This window comes from Mixta calida (assembly GCF_002953215.1).
Lineage (GTDB): Bacteria > Pseudomonadota > Gammaproteobacteria > Enterobacterales > Enterobacteriaceae > Mixta > Mixta calida.
The window spans coordinates 3,622,882-3,645,526 of record NZ_CP026378.1; the positions used below are offsets into that span (position 1 = coordinate 3,622,882).

The following is a 22,645-nucleotide window of genomic DNA, read 5'->3' on the forward strand; positions in this document are numbered from 1 at the left end:
GCGGGCCGATCTGGCAGGGATGCCGTTTTTCGCGTCTTTGCGAGCGGGCCATGTCACCCGCGACACCGCTTTGCTAATCATCTGACGGGGACCAATAGCCCGCAAGCAAATCAATAGAGCGTTTTCTGCGGCGGCCCGGCAAAGCGCAGCGCGCCGGTTTTATCCATTCTGATCTCAACCACCGACGGGCCGACAGAGGCCAGCGCTTCCGTCATCACCGCCTGGAAATCCTCAACCTGCTCCACCCGCCACGCCTGAAGGCCGATCGCCTGCGCCAGCAGGGTGAAATCGGGCGTATGCAGCTGGTTGTAATACTGTCTTCCGCCGAAATATTTATCCTGGATGCCGCGCATCACGCCGTAGCCGCCGTCGTTCATAATCAGCAGCGTGACATTGGCTTTTTCCTGCGCCAGCGTCGCCAGCTCCCCCAGGTTCAGGCTCAATCCGCCGTCGCCTACCAGCCCTACCACCTTACGCTGCGGGTTGGCGATGGCGACGCCGATCGCCATCGGCAGCCCCATGCCGATGGCGCCCGCCAGGGAGTGAATATTCATCAGCGGACCGTTGGCGCGCAGCAGGCGGCTGCCCCACAGGCTGCCTGAAACGGTAATATCGCGCACCAGGATGCCGTCCGATGGCAACGCCTTATCTATCGCATCGTTCAGCTGCGCGTAGACGCCGCACTGCTCGCGCAGCTCCTGCTCCGCCTGCGCCACCGCCGATCGCACCTGCGCATCCCAGCGCGCATCACCCCATTCGCGCCCCTGCGCCTTTTCCGCCAGCGCGCTCAGCAGCGCGGCGCAGTCGCCGACCAGCGTGTCGTCCATCAGGTAGTTGCGGCTCGCCGCCGCCGGATCGATATCGATCTGGATGCGCGGCGTCGGCAACGGCAACGTCCAGGAACGGGTTTCGTTGCTGCGCAGACGCGATCCCGCCACCAGCGTGAGATCGCACTGCGTCAGCACCGCCTCTACCGAGGGCGAATTGTGAAACGCGCGCAGGCTGGCGGGATGGGCGTCGGGCAGAATGCCGCGCCCGTGGGTGCTGGAGATCACCGTAACGCCCGCATCTGCCAGCTTTCTCACCGCCCCGGCGCAACGCAGCGCGCCGCCGCCCAGCCACAGCAGCGGCCGTTTCGCCTCTTTTAACTGACGCCACAGCGCCTCCACCCGCTCTGGCTCCGGCGCGGCGCCTGCCAGCGGCGCGACGGGCGCGGTCGCCAGCGCCAGCGGAATCAGGCTGCTCTGGATATCGACAGGAATCTCGACCGAGACCGGACCGCAGGGCGTCGTCTGTGCTTCCTGAATCGCCTTATGCAAAATGGCGATCGCCTGATTCGCGCTGCTGACGCGCCAGGCGCGTTTAGAGGCGGCTTTCAGAAAGGTCAGCTGATCGCGCGTTTCGTGAATAAAACCGGTATCGGCATCAAGCCAGGCTTTTTCCACCTGTCCGGTAAGATGCAGCAGCGGCGTGCCGGCATTCAGCGCCTCGACCAGCGCGCCCACCGCGTTGCCCGCTCCGGCGCCGGTACTGGTCAGCGCTACGCCCAGGCCGGAAAAGCGGCCGTGCGCATCGGCCATGGTGACCGCGCCCGCCTCGCCGCGCGCCGGGACAAAACGGATTTTCTCCCGCTGCCCGATGGCGTCGGCAATCGGCAGGTTATGAATGGAAATCACGCCGTACAGCGCGTCGACCTGATACTGCTCAAGTGTTCTGGCGATCGCCTCGCCCACGGTAATCATTTCGCTCATTGCACACCTTTCTTGTTAGTCGCACCAGGCGTTCACGCCATTACCTGTCGCCAGATAAACGCTCTTTTGCTGCATCCAGGCCTTCAGGCCCTGAATGCCTTTTTCGCGGCCCAGCCCGCTCTCTTTAAAGCCCCCAAACGGGGTGGAAATGGAAAAGACTTTATAGGTGTTGATCCAGACCGTGCCGACTTCCAGCCGCTCGCTCAGGCGCAGAGCGCGGCCCGCGTCGCGCGTCCAGATCCCGGCGGCCAGTCCGTAAACGGAGTCATTGGCCTGCTGGATCAGATCCGCCTCATCGCTGAAGGGCATCGCCACCAGCACCGGCCCGAAGATCTCCTCCTGGCAGACGCGGGCGCGGTTGGTCAGCCCGGCGATAATCGTCGGCTGAAAATAGCTGCCCGCCGCCAGCGCCGGATCGGCGGGAATTTCGCCGCCGCACAGCACGCTGCCGCCCTCCCGCTGCGCCAGCTGAACGTAGGCCATTACGCTGTCGCGATGCTGCGCGTTGATCAGGGGGCCGATATGGGTATCAGCGGCAAGGGGATGGCCGATGCGCAGTCCGCGCGTCAGCTCCAGCAGGCGTGCCATCAGCGCCGGGTAGACCTGCTGATGAATAAACAGGCGCGAACCGGCGATGCATGCCTGGCCGCCTGAGCTGAAGATGCCATAGCAGATGCCACGCGCCGCCTGCTCGATATCCGCATCTTCCAGCACGATGGTGGGCGATTTGCCGCCCAACTCCAGCGAGGCGGGAATCAGTTTTTCCGCCGCCACATGCGCCAGGTGGCGTCCGGTCGAGGTGCCGCCGGTAAAAGAGATTTTGCGCACCAGCGGATGCCGCGCCAGTGCATCGCCGATAATCGATCCTTTGCCTGGCAGCACGCTCAGCAGTCCGGCAGGCAGCCCCGCCTGCTCAAACAGGCGCGCCAGCTCCAGCGCCATCAGCGGCGTCGCTTCCGCTGGCTTCAAAATCACCGCGTTGCCGGCGGCGATCGCCGGCGCCACCTTCTGCATTTCGCTGGCGATCGGGGAATTCCACGGCGTGATCGCCGCCACTACGCCCAGCGGCTCATAGCGGCTGAAGGTGATCAGATCGGGCTGACGCGGCGTCGGCAGTTCGCCCTCCAGCAGTTCACAGGCGGCGGCGAAATAGCGCGCGCTGCCGGCGGCGCTCATCACCAGCCCGCGCGCCTCCGCCAGCGGCTTGCCGTTATCGCGGCTCTGCATCTGCGCCAGCTCATCCAGGCGCGCTTCAATCAGATCGGCGACGCGGTGCAGGATCTTCGCGCGCAGATGGGGCAGCCTTTCTCGCCAGGCGGGATCGCGCCAGGCGCGTTCGCCGCAGGCGACCGCCTCTTGCAGGTCGTCAAGGCTGGCGGCGTTCAGCGTGGCGTTAACCGAGCCATCCGCCGGAAACAGGCTCTGCATGCGGTAGCCGCCGCCGCGCCGCCATACACCGCCGATAAAAATTTTCTGTTCTTCCATTTCAGCCTCCTTTAGCGCTGCGTCAGTTCGCGGCAGGCGCGCACCGCGCTCAGGGCCGCCAGGGTGGAGGTTTTCGGGTTGTCGGCCAGCGGCAGCCCGCTCAGTTCAAGGCGCAGTTCACCAAACAGTCCGCTGGCGTGCAGCGTATGGGTATTGCGCTGCGTCGCCGGATCGGCCATCAGCTGAACGCGGGTGGCATCCATTCCGACGCCGCCAAGAGCGATCGTCGCCGCCACATTGGCGTTGGCGGGAAACAGCCGCGCGGCCTCACGCGCGCTGCCTTCGAAAAAAATCTGCGCTTCGCGGATGGCGTTCAGATCGATCAACGTTTCCGCATAGCTGCCGCGCCAGCTGGCGGGCGATTTGCGCGAACGATAGACAACCTGCTCCAGCCCGCCCTCTTTCGCCGCCGCCAGGCCATCAATGCCAGCTACCGCGCCGGAAAGCAGCGTCAGCCGCCCGTCTGCATGCCGCAGCCGTTGCTCCAGTGCGCTGTCCGCCAGCGCGCCGGTCGAGATAATCGCCAGGTGCCAGCCGCGATGCAGCACCGCCTCGCCATACTGCGCCACCGCCTGCTGGCTGGCGCACTCCAGCACCAGATCGGGCGTTTCCGCGCAATCCTGCGGCAGCAGCAACGGCCGCGCCCGATCGCCGAAGCGCGTGCGGATCGCCGCGTGGTGATGCGTTCGCGCGACGATCCAGCCGATCGTCACGCCTTCCGGCAACCTTTCGATCACCGCCTGCGCCATCGCGCCATAGCCGATCAACATGATCTTTTTCATCATCGATCCTTACAGATGACGGCAGAAGCCGCCGGAGACATCGAGCGCCGCGCCGGTAGTAAAGGAGGCGAGCGGCGAGGCGAGGAACAGCAGCGCCTGCGCCGGCTCCTGCGGTTTTCCTAAGCGCTGCATCGGGATACCGCGCCGACGGGCGATTTCCGCCGTCCAGTCGGCCCAGCTTTGGCGTTTATCAGCACGGTTTTCGAAGCGGCGTCGCCACTGCCCCGACTCCACCATGCCAAGCAGAATGGAGTTGACGCGGATGCCCTTGCCCACCAGCTCCTTCGACAGCGTCAGCGTCATGTTGAGCAGCGCCGCGCGCGCCGCCGAGGTGGCGATCATGTGTTCTTCCGGCTGCAGCGCCAGCAGCGAGTTGACGCAGGTGATGGAGGCGATATCGGATCGCTCCAGCAGCGGCAGAAACGCCTGCACCGGATTAATTACGCCGAAGAGCTTTAGCTCTGCCTCATGCAGCCAGGCGCCGCGCGGCGTCTCATCGAAATGCGCCACATAGCCCTGCCCGGCGTTATTGATCAGCAGATCGGCGCCGCCAAAGCGCGCCTCCACCGCCGCGGCGAAGGCTGCCACCTCCTCTTCCTGCAGAACATCGCAGCGGTAAGCGAAAATCTCGCTCTGCGGATAGTCGTTTTGCAGCGCCGCCTGGGCGCTGGCCAGTCGGTCCGGGTCGCGTCCGCAGAAAGCCACTTTCGCGCCTTCGCCCAGCAGCAGGCGCAGCGTTTCAAACCCGATGCCGGAGGAGCCGCCGGTAACAATCGCCACGCGGCCTTCAATCTGTGCATTCATTCCGCACCCCTTCCAGTAGCTGTAACAGCCGTTGATTAAACAGCGCGTCGTTGTCGAGATAGCTGGCGTGCCCGGCGTGCGGAATCGGGCGGTAAGGCGCGCCGTAGCGTTGCGCCAGCGCCTGCGCCTGCGCAGGCGGCGTGATGGTGTCCTGCTCGCCGCACCAGACTTCCAAACCGCCCCGATATTGCGCAAGCCAGCGGTGAATATCGTCGTGAGCCAGCATCCAGGCCGCTGCGAGAAAACCTTCAGGGCGTAGCCTGCGCATACCGGCGGCAACGGTGGCGATATCCTCCGGTCGCGCGTCGGGCCGCAGCAGTTTGGCCGCCCTGGTCTGCGCCAGGATTTCGCCGCCGAGCGCTATCTGCTGCTCCCGGCTGCGCCATACCTGTTCACGCATCGAAGGCGCCGCCTCGCCGTAGCCCTGCGCCGGATCGACCAGCGCCAGCCGCGCGACGCGTTTGGGAAACCGCGCGGCAAAGGCGGCGGCGATAAGCGCGCCGAGCGAATGCCCGACCAGCGTGACGCGCTCCACATCCAGCCGATCCAGCAGCGCCGCCAGCGCCTGCGCGTAATCGCCCGCATTCGCCTTTTCCACCGTCAGCATCGGGCTGTCGCCATAGCCGGGCATCTCCCAGGCCAACACACGGCAGCCCGGCAGCGTCATCTGTTTATGCCAGGCGGCCGCCCCGGAACTGATGCCGTGCAACAGCATCAGCGCCGCGCCGTTTCCCTGCTCACGAAAACCGCTCATTGCGCGTCCTTAGCTGCGTTTTACGCTGGCCAGCGGGTGATCTTCCGGGTAGGTCGGAATATGCGGCTTCTGCGTGCCAAGCATCACGCACATCAGCGCCTCTTCCTCACCGTGGTTAAACAGCCCACGATAGATGCCCGCCGGCACCGAAATCAGATCGCGCTCGCGCAGAATGGTTTCCAGATAGTTGTCGCCATCCTGAATCATCAGCGTGATGGCGCCTTTGAGCATAAAGAACACCTCTTCTACATCGTCATGCAGATGCAGCGGCCCTTCACACTTGGCGGGCAGCACCATGGTAGAAAAAGTGAAATGCTCCGCCGGCACGGTGTTGGCGTCGGTCGCCACGCCGGTAGCGCCGGTGCCGATATAGCGCATCTGGGCGCGACGGTATTTAGGATCGAAATCGGCCTGAAACTTCAACGCGTTCCAGTCATATTTACGTCCTTCAAAGCGCGCGATGCGCGATTCCACCCACTCTTCCATCGTCAGGTGAGCCGGTTTGATGCCAGGGTTCAGGGTTGTATCGGTCATGATTAACTCCTCAGTAACGTGTCAGCAGCGGCAGCAGCAGGACACAGCCCAGCGCCGCCATAATGGTCAGAAAGATCAGGCCGGAATCCATACTTTGGGTGAAGGCTATTAGCGCCCCCATCACCGCCGGCGACAGCGCCCCGGCGAAGTTGCCCAGCCCGTTGAAAATGCCGCCCGCGGTGGCGCTAACGCGCGGATGGGTCGCCTTCGCCAGCAGGGCAAAGATGTTCGGTGCGCCGGTGCCCCACATAAAAGTGCTAAAGCTCATCGCGGCGATAACCGCCGGAGGGGTAGCAAGCTGCATCACCGCAGCCAGCCCCAGCGCCGCGCCCGCCATTGAGATAAAGCAGGCGGCGGCGCGTTTGTTAACGCGGTCCGACAGCCAGGCGCCCAGCACTTCACCGATCAGCATGGCGATAAACGGCATCGACGAGAGCCAGCCCGCATGTTCCAGGTGAATGCCTTTGCCTTTAATCAGGTAGCCGGGCAGCCAGCCGTTGATGCCCCACAGGTAGGTCAGGAAAGCGATATTGAAAATGCAGATCATCCAGAAGTGCGGGCTGACCAGCAGCTCGCGCCGCGCTTCCCGGCGCGACTGCTGTGAAACCGCCGTGCGATCGGCGGCGGGCGCCAGATGAATATTGCGCAGCCCGGTGCGCACCAGCAGCAGCACCGGCAGCGTCAGCAGCGCCATGACGAAAAAGGTGCTCTGCCAGCCGAAAGTGTTCAGCAGCCACAGCGACAGCGGAAAACCGATGGCGGCCCCGACCGGCGTGCCCAGCAGCCAGAGCATGGTGGCGCGCGCCTGTAGTCGCTGCGGGAAGGTATGGCGCACGATGGCGAACGCCAGTGGGAACAAGGGCCCTTCCGCTACGCCCAGCAAAATGCGCAGCGTCACCATCACCGCATAGTTATGAGTCAACCCCATCAGCACCATCAGCAGACACCACGCCACCATCATGCCGCTCAGTAGACGCAGCGGCGCGATGCGGTCGCCCAGCCCGCTGAGCAGCACCGAAGAAAAGCCGTAGCTCAGCAAAAACGCGCTCATCAGAATGCCGAGGCGCGTGGTGTCGAAATCAATCCCCATCGCCTGCTGAAAATGCGCGTCGGAAAAGAGCGCGGCGATGCTGATCTTATCGAAGAAGGCCAGCAGCACGCAGGCGAGCAGCGCCAGCGGAATGGTCCAGCGAATCGGTTTTTCAGGCGTAAGGCTGCCCTCACCGCTCGTCACGTCGGACGCGGTGTTTGTCTCTAATGTGGTCATCTTTCCCCCTGGGGGCTAAGCCTTGTTCAGCGCAACGACATCAGCGAAAAATCAGGGTCGTCCAGCGGCGTCTGCGAGAGATCGCGGCCGGAGGCGATCCAGCGCTTCGCCAGCTTGACGGCGCGCGCGTCGTTAAAGGCCACCAGCTGATTCAGCACGCCGTCGGGACCGAGCGAGAAATAAAGGTTTCCCTGCGCGCTGCGGCGCACCAGGCTGCGGTCGCCGGGCTGCGGCAGGCCGAGGATCTGGATGTTGTGCTGATATTGATCGGACCAAATCCACGGGATCTCGTCGTAGCCGGGCGCCTCATCGTTCAGCATCGCGCGCGCCGTGGCGATCGCCTGGTTCTGCGCGAACGCCCAGGACTGTAGCGAAATGCCATAGCGCGGATGCTGCGCCACATCGCCGGCGGCGAAGATCGCCGGATCGGTCGTTCTGCCCTGCGCATCCACTACGATGCCGCGCCCGATCGCCAGCCCGGCATCGCGCGCCAGCTCCAGATTCAGATCCACGCCGATACCGGCCACCACCGCATCGAACGGCTCGCATCTGCCGCCGCACTGGATGACCGGACTGCCGCCTTCGTCTTCCAGCGTCAGCGCGCCGCAATCGCAGTGGATCGCCACGCCCTGCTCCTGATGCAGCTGATGCAGCGCCTGCGAGACTTCCGCGCCGACGGATCGCATGCAGAGCGCGGGCTGCTGCTCGAACAGGCTCACCGCCACGCCGCAGCGTCGCGCCGACGCGGCGATCTCAAGACCGATCCAGCCACCGCCGACAATCACCAGCCGCTGGCTCTGCCTCAGCCGCGCCTTCAGCCGCTGCGCATCCTGCCAGTGGCGAAGCGTATAAACCTGCGGATGGCGCCGCCAGGCGTCGCCCGGCAGCCTGGCCCGACCGCCGGTGGCGATCAGTAGCCGGTCATACTCCACCCGCTCGCCATTGCTCAGCCGCACGCTTTTCGCGGCGCGATCGATCGCCTCGGCGCGTAGCGGACGATGCCAGCGCAGATCGAGCGACTGCTGGAGATCGGCGCTGAACAGGCGCGGCAGCGCGGCGTCTTCCAGCAGCGCGCTTTTCGACAGCGGCGGGCGCTCGTAGAAATCCCACGGCTCATCGGCGATAACGGCGATTTCGCCGCGGAAGCCCTCATCGCGCAGGGTTTTCGCCGCCCAGCCGCCCGCCTGACCGCCGCCGATAATCACTATCCGCGTTGTCATACCGCCTCCGGCTTTTTCTGCTGGCGGCGCGTGTCGTGATCGATGCCGCCCTCCACCGCCCATTCGGTGAAGGAGACCAGGGAGTGCTCCAGCTCGCGCGGACGCCAGTTTTCCGTCAGGTAGTCATCGTTGGTGTAGTATTCAAACGCGCCGCCGGCAGGACTGTTGACGTACCAGAAATAGGCGGAGGAGACCGGATGACGGCCCGGCCCGATAAAGGTGCTCCAGTGATTTTTATTCATCGCAATGCCGCCGCCGATCACCTCATGAATATCGCGCACGGTAAAGGCGACATGGTTCAGTCCTCTTTTACGGTTCGGCAGCTGAAGCAGGAAAAGATTATGATGGCCGCCGCGCGCCTGGGTGCGCAGGAAGACGGCACGGTTAACGTAGCGATCGGAAACCTCGAAGCCCAGCACGTCGCGGTAGAAGCTCTCCACCGCCGCCAGCTCCTCAACGAAAAACACCACGTGGCCGATGTTGATCGGCTCGGCGCGATCGTAAACCGGACTGGGCGTATCGACCCGGCGCATATCGCCCCACTGGTTAATCGGCTCGACGTTAAGGTTGACTTCTGTCTGCTGCGTCACCTGAATGCGCAGCGTCATGCCGTTGGGATCGCGGCACTCCAGCACGTCGTGCGTTTCGCGAAAGCCAGGCTGCTGCGCCAGCTTCGGCCGCAGCGCCTCCAGCGCGGCGCGGTCAGCCACGCCCCAGGTCATGCGGCGCAGCGTATTGCCCGCCTCGAACGCGGGCGGCAGGTCGGGGCTGTCGATCGGGTTAAGCTCCAGCCGCGCGCCGCTGAGCGTGGTGAATTTCTGCCCGCTGGCGTCGCGCGTCAGGCCAAAGTCGCACATAAATTTGGCGCAGTGGCTGAGGTTATCGACGCCAAATTCCAGCTTTTCAATTCCGGTTACACGCATTGGTTGCCTCTTTACGGTTCAGTCGCCCGGATTAGGGCGTAGAGATTGCCCGACGCAATAAAGCGCCTGATGTTAACTTATTGATTTAACTGACTTTAGACAGATAACCTAAAAAGCCAGAGATCTTATCCGCCGCGCTGCGAACTTCGTTTTGCAGCCGCTCGCGGTCGCTTTGCGGCACTTCGCCCGACGGCACCAGAATGCTGACCACCGCCGCGACTCGCCCGCTGCGGTTAAACACCGGATAGACGATGGAAGAGATACCGTGGCGGAAAAAGGATTCGCCAATCACATAGCCGCGCGCCCTGTCCTGCTGCACCATCTGCCAAAGCGTCTCACGGTCGTACTGCTGATCCGGCGTGTTGCTCAGCCTTTCATGAGGAAAGAGCTGTTCAAACTCGGCGCGCGTCACGTCGGTGAGCAGCATGCGGCCCAGCGAGGTGCAGTGCGCCGGCAGGCGGGTGCCGATGCTCACCTGGTTAATGCGCGATCCGGCGGCGCTGACGCGGGCGATATAGATGATGTCGCGGCCATCGCGGATCGCCAGATGGCTGCTGCATTCGCTGCTGTCGCGCAGCTGCTCGATCACCGGCTGGCCGACCTGCGCCACATCCAGCGAGGCGATATATTCAAACCCCAGGCGCAGCACGTTCATGCCGAGCGAAAAGGTGCTGGTGCGCGGATTGCGCTCCAGAAAGCCCATATGTTCCAGCGTCTGCACTACGCGGTACGCCGTCGCTTTCGGCATATCCACCAGCCGGTGCAGCTCGGCGAAGGTGAGCTCGCGGTGCTGCTCGCCAAAGGCCAGCAGCAGCTGCAAGCCGCGCTCCAGCCCCGGCACCAGATATTTGATTTCCTGCTGATTCGCCATACCGCCTCCGCAACCTTCAGTTAAAGACGAACCCACCGTTTACCGGAATGAGTTGGCCGGTGACAAAGCGCGACAGGTCGCTCAGCAGCCACAGCGTGCTGCCGGTGACATCTTCCGGCAGCTGCGCGCCGCTCAACGCCCGTCCGTTTTCATACAGTTGATGCCGCTCTGCCGGCACATACTCCGTCGCTTCGACGCGCGTCAGGCCAGGCGCGATGGCGTTAATGCGGATGCGTTTTTCGCCCAGCTCACGCGCCATCGATCGCGTCATGGCGATGACGGCGCCTTTGCTGGCGACGTAGGCCATCAGGCGCGGCGCCCCCCACAGCGCGGTGTCCGACGCCACGTTGACGATGCCGGAACCGGGACGCATCAGCGGCACGGCGGCGCGCGTCACCAGCCAGGTGCCTTTGACATTGACCGTCATTACCCGATCCCAAAGCGTCGGGTCATAATCGAACATATCCTTGCCGCCGACGCCGGTCGCCAGCGCCGCGTTGTTCACCAGGCCGTCAATCGCGCCCTGTTTGCCAATGACGCGAAACGTCTGTTCGATATGCTCGCCGTCAGCCAGATCGATAGCATGATCCTCTACGCGATATCCCTGCTGACGCAGACGCTGGGCGCTTTCCGCCAGCTCGCCCTGGAGGATGTCGCACATCACCACCTGCGCGCCCTGCTCGGCGCACGCCGCGGCGAAGGCATAACCCAGTCCGCGCGCCGCGCCGGTGATCACGATGCGTTTATCCTGCAGCAGGCCGTTCATCAGGCGGCTCCCTGCTGCGCTTCACGCTGGGCGAGCTGTTCTTTCGCCGCCTTCTGCATCATGCGGCGCAGGCGCGACAGGCCGACGTCGTGCTGATAGAGGTACTCATGCTCGCGCGCGTTCGGCGCAAGATTCTCCAGCACCACGCGATCCTGCTCCAGCACCTCCCAGTGCAGTTTTTCCAGCCGGTTACGGTAGATAAAGCGCCACATATCGCGCTGCCAGCCCTGCACGCGGCGGATGCGCCAGAAAAAGACGCGGCAGTGGTCATTGTCCTCCGGCACCACCATGCCGACGATCCAGAAGTGGCCGCCCGGCCCGAAACGTTTTTTATAGGGGATAGAAAGGCGCATCCAGTAAGCGCCGCTGGCGCCGAACTCCACCCAGTCGAAGTTGACGCCGCTCTGCCCTTTTTTCTCAAAGGTAAAGCCGGTCTGAGTCGGTTGCAGCACCATTTCCGCCTGGCGATCGCCTTCCGCCATCGAGTGCGATGAGGAGTGCAGGTAGGTGCCGTGCATCGGGTCCATTACGTTTTCCAGTGCATACTGGTAGTTGCAGTTCCAGGCGGCGGTGCAAAGAAAGTGGCTATAGCTTTCACTGTCCGCCAGCTCCTGCGGAAAGCTCAGCGGCTCCGGCGTCTGGTCGGCGGTAACGCCGAACCAGAGGAAAATCGCGCCGTGCGCCTCCTGCACGTTATAGCTGCGCACGCACTGCTGCCCCACCAGCGGACAGCGATCGACTGCCGGCACGCTTTTCACTTCGCCGCTGCCGCCGACCTCCACGCCGTGATACCAGCAGGCGATGCGATCGCCGAGGTTCCAGCCCATCGACAGGCGCGCGCCGCGATGCGGACAACGATCCTCCAGCGCCTGCACCTGACCATTCTGATTGCGCCACACCACAATCTGTTCGCCAAGGCGCGTGATCCCGACCGGCGCGGACTGGACTTCCCAGCTCGCCAGCACCGGATACCATAAACCGCGCAATCCTTTATCGAGATACTCTTGAACTGCCGTCGTCATCGCCTTCCCCTCAGTATCCGTTTACCTGCAAAAAGGCCCGAAAGCTCGCTTCGCTCCAGGCTTCGCCCTGATGGTCATGCATTTTCACCGCGTTCAGGCGCTCCACCAGCGCCGGCAGCGTTTCCACGCCCTGCTCGAACAGCGTTTCCAGCTGCGCGATCAGGCTCAGCTCCCAGCTTTCCGGCGCGCGGCTGCGGGTTTGCCAAATCAGGTTTTGATAGTCGCCAGGCTTGTGGATGGTGCCGTTGCCGCCCTCTTTTGGCGGTGTGAACTGACGGCTTTCCGGCAGCGCCGGATTGAATTCCAGGGATGCGCTCATGCCACGCTCTCCTCGATAAAAGTGATTTGAATCTGATTGCCTTCGACACGTACCGGATAGCGCTGGAGATTGCGTCCGCCGGGGCCGTGCAGGCACTGGCCGGTTTTTAAATCAAATACCGCCTCGTGCAGCGGACATTCCACTTTGCCGTCTTCGACAAATCCCTGGCTCAGCAACGCGTAAGCGTGCGGACAAATATCTTCGAGGGCGTAATATTCGCCGTCGACGAGATAAATGCCGATCTCTTTACCGTCCACCCTGCCGCTGTAGGGAAAATCTTCCTGCACTTGTTCTGCGTCACACACGCCTATCCAGCTCATTGCGATCCTCCAGGCTTTTGTTTCATATATGAAACACTGTTTCTTATTTAATACGGCCAATATAAAAGCGGTGGGATTTTCGTCAAGCGGCAAGGTAGCGAAATTGTTAATTCAGTTACTTTTAGTTAACCAACTGTGGGAGCGATCACGAAAAGAAGCAACGAGAAATAAAAAAGCAGCGATCGTTGCTCTGCGGTAAAAATAAAAGACGAGAAAAGTTAGCGTTTCATCCGTGAAACTTATTTTTAAATTTCATATTAAAAACAACGAGTTTCACCGGAGAACCATTTTAGCTGCGTGATTATTAATAATGGGATAAGAACAGGAACCAGGAAATGAGATTGGGGATGGATACATTTAGCGGGAAAAAGAAAAATAGAGGCACGCTTAGCTAATGCCCTCCACATTTTTAGTGTGGACATGGATTCTGGCTATTTTGGTAATTTGACAGTCATCACACAATAAATAACGATGGCCCTGTTCAAAAACGATTAAATAGCGTCGTTCCCTGGTACGTAAATAAAAAGAATAAAGCGATGCGTAATTAAGATATTTCTGAGAAGGGTGACGACAGAAAAATACCGCCGCGTTCAGATAACGCGGCGGCACGGGCGTTAGCCTTTATTCGCTTTATTGACCGCCTGAACGTGCAGCATATCCAGCGCGATAGTCGCCGCCGCCAGCGAGGTGAGATCGGACTGGTCGTAGCCTGGCGCCACTTCTACCAGATCCATACCGACGATATCCAGCCCCTGCAATCCACGAATCAGCTTCAGCGCTTTGTCGGTGGTCAGGCCGCCGATAACCGGCGTGCCGGTGCCCGGCGCGTGGGCCGGATCGAGGCAGTCGATATCGAAGGTCAGGTAAACCGGCATATCGCCGACGATCTGTTTCACCTGCGCCAGAATATCGTCCACGCCGCGATCGTTAACCTGCGCCGCATCCAGCACATGATAGCCGAGATCTTTATCGAACTCGGTGCGAATGCCGATCTGCACGGAACGTTGTGGATCGATCAGGCCTTCCTGCGGCGCATGGTGGAACATGGTGCCGTGGTCGAAGGTCGGGCCGTTGGAGTAGGTATCGGTGTGCGCATCGAAATGCACCAGCGCCATTTTGCCGAAATGCTTCGCGTGCGCGCGCAGCAGCGGCAGCGTGATGTAGTGGTCGCCGCCGAAAGTCAGCATGCGTTTGCCGCTGGCCAGCAGTTTTTCCGCGTGCGCCTGCAGCTTGTCGGTCAGATCCTGAGAGTCGCCAAAGGCGTAAACCAGATCGCCGCAGTCGATGATGTTCAGACGCTCGCGCAGATCGAAGTTCCACGGCCAGCGGCAGCCTTCCCACGCCAGATTGGTAGAGATCTGACGGATAGCGCCCGGTCCCAGGCGGCTGCCTGGGCGGCCTGACGTGGCGGCGTCGAACGGAATGCCGGTGATTACCCATTCGGCGTCACTGTCGTACGGCTGGAAGTTAACCGGAAAACGCATAAAACCGAAGGCGTTTGAAACCAGTGAGTTATCGTACTGATGACCTAAGGTGTTGGTGTTATTCATAACAACTCCTTTTATGCATGGCGGCGCGGCCGACATGGCTGTTCAGATGAAAAAAATCCCCTCCGCGTCGTTAAACCCGACGAGGAAGGGATTGATGAGTCGCTCTGCTGGCGGCGATTATCGCCGCGCGGCGCGCTGGCGGCAATGTCATTTTGCGACCCTTGCCGCCGCATCGTCGTTTATTCGTCTTCTAAATAGGTGTAGCCGTAAAGGCCCGCCTCGAACTCTTCCAGGAACTGCGCGCGCAGCTCCTCGTCCAGATCGCTCTGCTTCACCTGAGAACGGAACAGATCCAGCAGCTCCTGCGGATTCAGCTGCACATACTCCAGCATGTCCGCCACCGTATCCCCTTCGTCGGAGAGCTGCACTTCCACGCTACCGTCCTGGAAGGCGTACACGTCCACCGCTTCGGTATCGCCGAACAGGTTATGCATGTTGCCCAGGATCTCCTGATAGGCGCCGACCATAAAGAAGCCGAGCATCGGCGGATTGTCCGCGTCGTACTGCGGCATCGGCATGGTGGTGGCGATGCCGTCGCCGTCGACGTAGTGGTCGATAGTGCCATCGGAATCACAGGTGATGTCCAGCAGCACCGCGCGACGCTCCGGCGGCTTGTCCAGGCCTTCCAGCGGCAGCACCGGGAAGAGCTGATCGATGCCCCACGCATCCGGCATTGACTGGAACAGCGAGAAGTTGACGTAAATCTTGTCCGCCATGCGCTCCTGTAGCTCATCGATAATCGGACGATGGGCGCGGTTGCTCGGATCGAGATGCTGCTGAATATAGTGGCAGATGCTCAGATAGAGCTGTTCCGCCCAGGCGCGCTGCGACAGATCGTAGGTGCCCTGCGAATAGCCGGTATGGATATCGTGCAGATCCATCTGGCTGTCGTGCAGCCACTCGCGCAGCGAACGGCGCGTGTTCGGTTCGTGCATCTCCTGCCAGGTTTCCCACATGCTGAGCAGCGGGCGCGGCGCATCCGCGTCGGGCTCGGTGGGCTTGCTGAACTCGTTGCGCTCCACGCCGATGATGTTGGAGACCAGCACGGTGTGGTGCGCGGTCACGGCGCGGCCCGATTCGGTGATGACCGTCGGGTGCGGCAGACCATGCTCCTCGCAGGCGTCGCCGATGGCCCAAATTACGTTGTTGGCGTATTCGTTCAGGCCGTAGTTTACCGAGCAGTCGGACTGCGAGCGGGTGCCTTCATAATCGACGCCCAGACCGCCGCCGACGTCGAAGCAGTGGATATTGACGCCCAGCTTCGCCAGCTCAACGTAGAAGCGCGCCGATTCACGCACGCCGGTGGCGATATCGCGAATATTCGCCATCTGCGAGCCGAGATGGAAATGCAGCAGTTGCAGGCTGTCGAGACGACCCGCGTTGCGCATGATCTCCACCAGCTGCAACACCTGCGACGCGGAAAGACCGAACTTCGATTTTTCGCCGCCGCTGGACTGCCATTTGCCGGAGCCCTGAGAAGCCAGACGAGCGCGGATGCCGAGACGCGGCACCACGTTCAGACGCTCCGCCTCTTCCAGCACCAGTTTCACCTCGGTCATTTTTTCAATCACCAGGTAAACCTTGTGGCCCATTTTCTCGCCGATCAGCGCCAGGCGGATATATTCACGATCTTTATAGCCGTTGCAGACGATCACCGTGCGCGTCTTGCCAGCGTGCGCCAGCACCGCCATCAGCTCCGCTTTGGATCCCGCTTCCAGGCCCAGCGGCTCGCCGGAGTTAATCAGCGATTCGATCACGCGCTTATGCTGGTTGACCTTGATCGGGTAAACCAGAAAATAGTCGCCGTTATAGCCGTAAGATTCCCGCGCGCGTTTAAAGGCGGCGTTAATGGAGCGTAAACGGTGTTGCAGGATCTGCGGGAAGCAGAACAGCGCCGGCAGACGTTGACCGTCAGCCTCGCGCTCTTTTACCAGACGGGCGAGATCGACGCGCACATCCGGCATATCCGGGTCAGGACAGACGCTGATGTGCCCCAGTTCGTTCACGTCGTAATAGTTGTTGCCCCACCAGGCAATGTTATAGGTGCGCAGCATTCTGCTGGCATCTTGATCGCTCATAGCCACCTCCTGCATCGAGCGCAGTCCACCCTGTTCGCCTGCTGACGAACCCTTGATATTCTTTATGTCGTCAGACATCGCGAACCTCAACGTTAACCAGTGTTGCAGAATAATTAAAAACTATCGCAGTTTGGCGCTGCCAGAACAAGCCACGCTTTGGCCTGGCTGCCAGCATAAAATGCTGAACTGTCGCCTCAGCCGCCTGCTGCATAGATTCAGTGTAAAACACGTCGCCGAACTCCGTGTTGCGGGAGAAAAAAAGCACAGCACGCCCTCAGCCACGCTGAAGGCTCCCTGTCAAAACTGTAGCAAGTTAGCCTGCGCTCGTGTCGTGTTGATTACCGAAACAGAGAAAACTTCGGCAGAAGAGGCTGGCGGAGGAGCGAACGGAAAGAGTCGACCGCACGTTAGCGCAGCGGAGCGAACCGGAAGAAAGGATGAAAACCTGGTTCATTACTCGTATCACCTCCACACATGCCGGGCATGTGGAAAAAAGGCCTGAGGGTGAAAATCAGATCTGAAATCTGACGGGCCGGACGCGAGGCGCCCTTTTTTCGCTGAAAACAGCAGCCGCGTTTTATACCGCTGCGTGGGGCAAAATGCAAAAACAAATTATGTAACCTGCAATTGCCGTCAGGAAATTTTGCCGGTTGCCGATACTCAGAAAATGCTCAAGAAGAAAAAGGGCTGGCAATTCGCTTAGGGAGTAACCTAAAATAGACGTCCAGATGTTAATCCATCTAAACTGGTTAACTCCTGTACTGCTCACGGCTTTGCCTGAAGGGGCGTCGGGTCAGGCGGAGCATTTCTCCTGCACCAGGCAGTTTTCATTAAACCGTTTTAGTAAGGTAAAGAATAAAATGGCTAAACACCTTTTTACCTCCGAGTCCGTATCAGAGGGACATCCCGATAAAATCGCTGATCAGATTTCGGACGCCGTTCTTGACGCGATCCTCGCTCAGGACCCTAAAGCACGCGTCGCCTGTGAAACCTATGTAAAAACAGGCATGGTGCTGGTCGGCGGTGAAATCACCACCAGCGCCTGGGTGGATATCGAAGAGATCACTCGCCAGACCGTGCGCGACATCGGCTATGTTCACTCTGATATGGGCTTTGACGCCAACTCCTGCGCCGTACTGAGCGCCATCGGCAAGCAGTCTCCCGATATCAACCAGGGCGTTGACCGTACCGATCCGCTGGAACAGGGCGCGGGCGATCAGGGCCTGATGTTCGGCTACGCCACCAACGAAACCGACGTGCTGATGCCGGCGCCGGTCACCTACGCGCACCGTCTGGTGCAGCGTCAGTCTGAAGTGCGTAAAAACGGCGCGCTGCCGTGGCTGCGCCCGGACGCGAAAAGCCAGGTAACCTTCCAGTATGACGGCGGCAAAATCGTCGGCATCGACGCGGTGGTGCTCTCCACTCAGCATTCAGAAGAGATTTCCCAGTCCGCGCTGCAGGAAGCGGTAATGGAGGAGATCATTAAGCCGGTTCTGCCGACCGAGTGGCTGAACGCCAGCACCAAATATTTCATCAACCCGACCGGCCGTTTCGTTATCGGCGGCCCGATGGGCGACTGCGGCCTGACCGGTCGTAAGATCATTGTTGACACCTACGGCGGCATGGCGCGTCACGGCGGCGGCGCTTTCTCCGGCAAAGACCCGTCTAAAGTGGACCGTTCAGCGGCCTACGCGGCGCGCTACGTAGCGAAAAACATCGTGGCGGCGGGCCTGGCGGATCGTTGTGAGATCCAGGTTTCCTACGCCATCGGCGTGGCGGAGCCGACCTCCATCATGGTGGAAACTTTCGGCACCGAAAAAATCCCGACCGAGCAGCTGACGCTGCTGGTGCGCGAGTTCTTCGATCTGCGTCCTTACGGTCTGATTCAGATGCTGGATCTTCTGCAGCCGATCTATCGTGAAACGGCAGCCTATGGCCACTTCGGTCGTGAGCATTTCCCGTGGGAAAAAACCGACAAAGCGCAGCTGCTGCGCGACGCGGCCGGTCTGTAATACCTTTCGCTGCTCTGCTCAGAGCGGCGTAATACTCTCAAGGGGCACATTGTGCCCCTTTTTTGTCCCTCGTTTTTCGCTTTCACCAGCTACACTTTTCGTTGCCTGTGCTTACCGCTGGCATGATAACGCTTACAAATTGAAAGACCTTATATTTCTGCCATTTAGGAATTAATCGCGGATGTATTTTGCCGGAAAATGCGTTATTTTCAGCGTCGTCTGATAGCCGGTTAACACTGGCATGTCAGAAACTTAACAGGTGCTATACCTTACTGGTTATGTAATCTGAGCCTGGTGATAAATGCTGGTTTTCAGGGTTCCGGCGTGTGTAACCGATTACACCTCTGTGATCCGTCTCACTTTTTGCTCTGCTCAGGTTTCTTAACATCGATAACTACAATGAGAGATACTATTCGGAGGCACTATGCCTGGTAATACCCACAAAAGCAGAACCTCAAATAAGGTCATGACCTTATTTGTCTGCTTTCTTGCAGCCCTTGCCGGTCTGCTGTTTGGTCTGGATATCGGCGTTATCGCCGGCGCCCTGCCCTTTATCGCTAAGGATTTTAACGTCACCAGCCATCAACAGGAGTGGATTGTCAGCTCCATGATGTTTGGCGCCGCGATTGGCGCGATCGGCAGCGGTTGGATGTCCTCCCGTCTTGGCCGTAAAAAGAGCCTGATGGCTGGCGCGGTCCTGTTTGTTATCGGGTCGCTCTGGTCGGCGATGGCGCCGAACCCGGAAATGCTGATCGCCGCGCGCGTGGTGCTTGGCCTGGCCGTAGGCGTCGCCTCCTATACCGCGCCGCTTTACCTGTCTGAAATCGCGCCGGAAAAAATTCGCGGCAGCATGATTTCGCTTTATCAGCTGATGATCACCATCGGTATTCTGGGCGCCTATCTCTCCGATACCGCGTTCAGCTACACCGGCAACTGGCGCTGGATGCTGGGCGTCATCACCCTCCCGGCGGTGCTGCTGCTGGTCGGCGTCTTTTTCCTGCCCAACAGCCCGCGCTGGCTGGCGGCGAAGGGCCATTTCCGCGACGCGCAGCGCGTGCTGGATCGCCTGCGTGACACCAGCGAGCAGGCGAAACGCGAGCTGGATGAAATTCGCGAGAGCCTGAAGATCAAACAGTCCGGTTGGAGCCTGTTCCGCAGCAACAGCAACTTCCGTCGCGCGGTGTTCCTCGGCATTCTGCTACAGGTGATGCAGCAGTTCACCGGTATGAACGTCATTATGTACTACGCGCCGAAAATCTTTGAAATCGCTGGCTTCAGCGACACCAAAGAGCAGATGTGGGGCACGGTGATTGTCGGCCTGATCAACGTACTGGCGACCTTTATCGCGATCGGTCTGGTGGATCGCTGGGGCCGTAAGCCGACCCTGACGCTGGGCTTCCTGGTGATGGCGGCCGGTATGGGCGTACTGGGCACCATGCTGCACATCGGCATCGAATCGCAGGGCGCGCAGTATTTCGCTATCGCCATGCTGCTGATGTTTATCATCGGCTTCGCCATGAGCGCCGGTCCGCTGATTTGGGTGCTGTGCTCTGAAATTCAGCCGCTGAAAGGCCGCGATTTCGGTATTACCGTCTCTACCACCACCAACTGGATCGCCAACATGATTGTCGGCGCGACCTTCCTGACGATGCTGAACACGCTGGGCAACGCCAACACCTTCTGGGTATACGCGGGCCTGAATATTCTGTTCATCATCCTTACCGTGATGCTGATCCCGGAGACGAAAAACGTCTCGCTGGAGCACATCGAGCGTAACCTGATGTCAGGCAAGAAACTGCGCGATATCGGTTCGCACGACTGATAACCACGCGTTGCATCAGAGGGGCCGCATGCTGCGGCCCCTTTTTTTCGCCCCGTTAACGCCCATTGTTTTCCCGCGTGCCGCGCCGTATGCTTGCGCCTTATGAAACCTGTCCGACTTCCTATCGCCTTGCAGCAGGCCATCATGCGCTCGCTGCGTGACAAGCTGCAACAGGCCAATCAGCGCCTCGGCAGCGACTATCCTGAGCCTGGGCTGAACTGGCAGCAGCGCGGCACTGCTGCGGGCACCGCCTGGCTGCAAAGCTGGGAGATTCGCCTGAATCCGGTGCTGCTGCTGGAAAACCAGCAGGCATTTATTGATGAAGTGGTGCCGCATGAGCTGGCGCACCTGCTGGTCTGGCGTCGCTTCGGCCGTGTGGCGCCGCACGGCAAAGAGTGGAAATGGATGATGGAGACCATTCTGGAGGTGCCGGCGCGCCGCACCCATCAGTTTGAGGTCGCGTCGGTACAGGGGAAAACGTTTCCCTGGCGCTGCCGCTGTCAGCAGCATCATCTGACCGTGCGCCGCCATAACCGCGTATTGCGCGGCGAAACGGAATATCGCTGCGTTCGCTGCGGCGAGCGGTTGCAGCCTGGCGACTATCAGCCCGCCGCCGATTAATTCTCCGCCGCGTTTTCCCCGCGCGGCCCGTTTAAAGACGCATGGCGCTTGCTTTCCGTGACGCTTTCCCATTCCGACAAACGGCGCAATCTGGTACGCTGCGCGCTCTTTTTCATCAGCTGCAAAAATGGAATATGTCTCGCAAATTTCTCTTTACCGTTGCGTTTACCGCGCTGATCGCCCCGCTGGCCGCCCACAGCCTGAGCGGTCAAACTTATCATCAGAATAACTTTCAGCAGGCGAAGAAGGTATCCGCTGAAATCAACGCCGATGCGCCGGGCACGTTTTACTGCGGCTGTAAAATCAACTGGCAGGGAAAAAAAGGGGTGCCCGATCTCGCCTCCTGCGGCTATCAGGTACGTAAAAACGCCAACCGCGCCAGCCGTATTGAATGGGAGCATGTGGTGCCCGCCTGGCAGTTCGGCCATCAGCGCCAGTGCTGGCAGGATGGCGGTCGTAAAAACTGCGCCAAAGATGAGGGCTATCGCCAGATCGAATCTGATCTGCATAACCTGCAGCCCGCTATCGGCGAAGTGAACGGCGATCGCGGCAACTTTCTCTACAGCCAGTGGAACGGCAGCGAGCGCCAGTATGGCCAGTGCGAAATGAAAATCGACTTCAAAAACAAGCTGGCGGAGCCGCCTGCCCGCGCGCGGGGCATTATCGCCCGCACCTACTTCTATATGCGCGATCGCTACCAGCTGCGCCTGTCGCGCCAGCAAACGCAGCTGTTTGAAGTGTGGGATAAGCAGTATCCAGTCAGCGACTGGGAGTGCAAACGGGACAGCCGCATCGCCAGCATTCAGGGTAATCACAACCCGTATGTCGCGCGCGCTTGCCAGCGCTAAAAGCGCTGCCCTACACTAAAAACCACCGCGCAGCGGGCGCATTATCCGACGCGTCCGTTACGCCGAATCGCTTACGCCGCGCGGCTGCGCGGCCTGTTATTATCAGGAACGACATGCGTATACCCCGCATTTACCACCCGGAAACCTTAACGGTCGGCGCTGATATCGCCCTTAGCGAAGATGCCGCTGGCCACGTCGGCCGCGTGCTGCGCATGAGCAGCGGCCAGGCGCTGGAGCTGTTCGATGGCAGTAATCTGGTTTTTGACGCCGAAATTCTGCGCGTCGATAAGCGCAGCGTAACGGTAAAAATCATGCAGAGCCGCGCGGAGAGCCGCGAATCCCCGCTTCATCTGCACCTGGGTCAGGTGATGTCGCGCGGCGAAAAAATGGAATTCACCATCCAGAAATCGATCGAACTGGGTGTAAATGTGATTACCCCCTTGTTTTCTGAACGCTGTGGCGTAAAGCTGGACGCCGAAAGACAGGCGAAAAAGATTCAGCAATGGCGCAAAATCGCCATTGCTGCCTGCGAACAGTGCGGCCGCAACAGCGTGCCGGAGATACGCGAGGCGATGACGCTGGAAGCCTGGTGCGCGGAACAGGAGAACGGCCTGAAGCTAAATCTCCATCCGCGCGCGCAGCACAGCATCAATACGCTGCCGCAGCCGGTTGAGCGGGTGCGCCTGCTGATCGGCCCGGAGGGCGGCCTGTCCGCCGACGAGATCGCGATGACCGGACGCCATGGTTTTACCGATATCCTGCTGGGACCGCGCGTATTGCGTACGGAAACCACCGCGCTGACCGCCATTACAGCGCTTCAGGTGAGATTTGGCGATCTGGGTTAAGCTAAACAGGCGGCCCATTGCGTTAAGCCTGTAAACTGAATTTATGCCAAC

At 60.5% G+C, this 22,645-nt stretch carries 21 protein-coding genes; 5 read left to right on the forward strand and 16 right to left on the reverse strand.

Features of this window, described 5'->3' with window-relative positions; all coding sequences use genetic code 11:
- Window positions 1-110: 110 nt before the first annotated feature.
- The 16 genes from C2E16_RS17275 to speA all read right to left on the reverse strand — a co-directional run bounded on the left by C2E16_RS17275 (window position 111) and on the right by speA (window position 16,524).
- A complete protein-coding gene (locus C2E16_RS17275; RefSeq protein WP_104951581.1) occupies window positions 111-1,751 on the reverse strand; it encodes a thiamine pyrophosphate-binding protein in 1,641 nt (546 codons plus the stop codon).
- A 15-nt stretch (window positions 1,752-1,766) separates the two neighbouring features.
- Window positions 1,767-3,236, reverse strand: coding sequence for an aldehyde dehydrogenase (locus C2E16_RS17280; protein ID WP_104951582.1), 1,470 nt, complete (start codon window positions 3,234-3,236; stop codon window positions 1,767-1,769).
- A gap of 11 nt (window positions 3,237-3,247) precedes the next feature.
- On the reverse strand, window positions 3,248-4,018 hold the full coding sequence (locus tag C2E16_RS17285; RefSeq protein WP_084970561.1) for an aspartate dehydrogenase: 771 nt from the start codon (window positions 4,016-4,018) through the stop codon (window positions 3,248-3,250).
- A gap of 9 nt (window positions 4,019-4,027) precedes the next feature.
- A complete protein-coding gene (locus C2E16_RS17290; protein WP_084970560.1) occupies window positions 4,028-4,822 on the reverse strand; it encodes an SDR family oxidoreductase in 795 nt (264 codons plus the stop codon).
- A complete protein-coding gene (locus C2E16_RS17295; RefSeq protein ID WP_038624267.1) occupies window positions 4,806-5,576 on the reverse strand; it encodes an alpha/beta fold hydrolase in 771 nt (256 codons plus the stop codon). Before C2E16_RS17295 ends, C2E16_RS17290 begins: the two co-directional genes overlap by 17 nt.
- Before the next feature lie 9 nt (window positions 5,577-5,585).
- On the reverse strand, window positions 5,586-6,110 hold the full coding sequence (locus C2E16_RS17300; RefSeq protein ID WP_038624265.1) for a cupin domain-containing protein: 525 nt from the start codon (window positions 6,108-6,110) through the stop codon (window positions 5,586-5,588).
- Between the two features lie 10 nt (window positions 6,111-6,120).
- A complete protein-coding gene (locus C2E16_RS17305) occupies window positions 6,121-7,377 on the reverse strand; it encodes an MFS transporter (RefSeq protein WP_038624263.1) in 1,257 nt (418 codons plus the stop codon).
- Between the two features lie 26 nt (window positions 7,378-7,403).
- Window positions 7,404-8,597, reverse strand: coding sequence for an NAD(P)/FAD-dependent oxidoreductase (locus C2E16_RS17310; protein WP_084970559.1), 1,194 nt, complete (start codon window positions 8,595-8,597; stop codon window positions 7,404-7,406).
- Window positions 8,594-9,520: a VOC family protein gene (locus tag C2E16_RS17315; RefSeq protein WP_038624259.1), complete on the reverse strand. Its 927-nt coding sequence runs from the start codon at window positions 9,518-9,520 to the stop codon at window positions 8,594-8,596. Before C2E16_RS17315 ends, C2E16_RS17310 begins: the two co-directional genes overlap by 4 nt.
- Before the next feature lie 85 nt (window positions 9,521-9,605).
- Entirely contained in the window at window positions 9,606-10,391 is a 786-nt protein-coding gene (locus tag C2E16_RS17320) for an IclR family transcriptional regulator (protein WP_038624257.1), read from the reverse strand.
- 16 nt (window positions 10,392-10,407) lie between these two features.
- On the reverse strand, window positions 10,408-11,157 hold the full coding sequence (locus tag C2E16_RS17325; protein ID WP_038624255.1) for an SDR family oxidoreductase: 750 nt from the start codon (window positions 11,155-11,157) through the stop codon (window positions 10,408-10,410).
- Window positions 11,157-12,179, reverse strand: a complete 1,023-nt coding sequence (locus C2E16_RS17330; RefSeq protein ID WP_038624254.1) for an aromatic ring-hydroxylating oxygenase subunit alpha — start codon at window positions 12,177-12,179, stop codon at window positions 11,157-11,159. The genes C2E16_RS17325 and C2E16_RS17330 overlap by 1 nt, the downstream gene beginning before the upstream one ends.
- A 10-nt stretch (window positions 12,180-12,189) precedes the next feature.
- Window positions 12,190-12,498: a recombinase-like helix-turn-helix domain-containing protein gene (locus C2E16_RS17335; RefSeq protein ID WP_038624252.1), complete on the reverse strand. Its 309-nt coding sequence runs from the start codon at window positions 12,496-12,498 to the stop codon at window positions 12,190-12,192.
- Window positions 12,495-12,818, reverse strand: a complete 324-nt coding sequence (locus tag C2E16_RS17340) for a Rieske (2Fe-2S) protein (RefSeq protein WP_038624250.1) — start codon at window positions 12,816-12,818, stop codon at window positions 12,495-12,497. Before C2E16_RS17340 ends, C2E16_RS17335 begins: the two co-directional genes overlap by 4 nt.
- 614 nt (window positions 12,819-13,432) lie before the next feature.
- Complete coding sequence (gene speB, locus C2E16_RS17345) at window positions 13,433-14,368, reverse strand: agmatinase (RefSeq protein ID WP_038624248.1); 936 nt, start codon at window positions 14,366-14,368, stop codon at window positions 13,433-13,435.
- A 179-nt stretch (window positions 14,369-14,547) separates the two neighbouring features.
- Window positions 14,548-16,524, reverse strand: coding sequence for a biosynthetic arginine decarboxylase (gene speA / locus C2E16_RS17350; protein WP_038624246.1), 1,977 nt, complete (start codon window positions 16,522-16,524; stop codon window positions 14,548-14,550).
- Between the two features lie 782 nt (window positions 16,525-17,306).
- On the opposite strand from speA, the gene metK reads away from it, so the two are divergent.
- The 5 genes from metK (at window position 17,307) to rsmE (ending at window position 22,594) form a co-directional block, all read left to right on the forward strand.
- Window positions 17,307-18,458, forward strand: a complete 1,152-nt coding sequence (gene metK / locus C2E16_RS17360) for a methionine adenosyltransferase (protein WP_038624242.1) — start codon at window positions 17,307-17,309, stop codon at window positions 18,456-18,458.
- Window positions 18,459-18,882: 424 nt separating this feature from the next.
- On the forward strand, window positions 18,883-20,280 hold the full coding sequence (locus C2E16_RS17365; RefSeq protein WP_071883656.1) for a sugar porter family MFS transporter: 1,398 nt from the start codon (window positions 18,883-18,885) through the stop codon (window positions 20,278-20,280).
- A gap of 102 nt (window positions 20,281-20,382) precedes the next feature.
- On the forward strand, window positions 20,383-20,901 hold the full coding sequence (locus C2E16_RS17370) for a SprT family zinc-dependent metalloprotease (RefSeq protein ID WP_038624238.1): 519 nt from the start codon (window positions 20,383-20,385) through the stop codon (window positions 20,899-20,901).
- Window positions 20,902-21,035: 134 nt separating this feature from the next.
- Window positions 21,036-21,749, forward strand: a complete 714-nt coding sequence (gene endA / locus C2E16_RS17375; protein WP_038624236.1) for a deoxyribonuclease I — start codon at window positions 21,036-21,038, stop codon at window positions 21,747-21,749.
- Between the two features lie 113 nt (window positions 21,750-21,862).
- Complete coding sequence (rsmE, locus tag C2E16_RS17380; protein ID WP_038624234.1) at window positions 21,863-22,594, forward strand: 16S rRNA (uracil(1498)-N(3))-methyltransferase; 732 nt, start codon at window positions 21,863-21,865, stop codon at window positions 22,592-22,594.
- Window positions 22,595-22,645 lie beyond the last annotated feature (51 nt).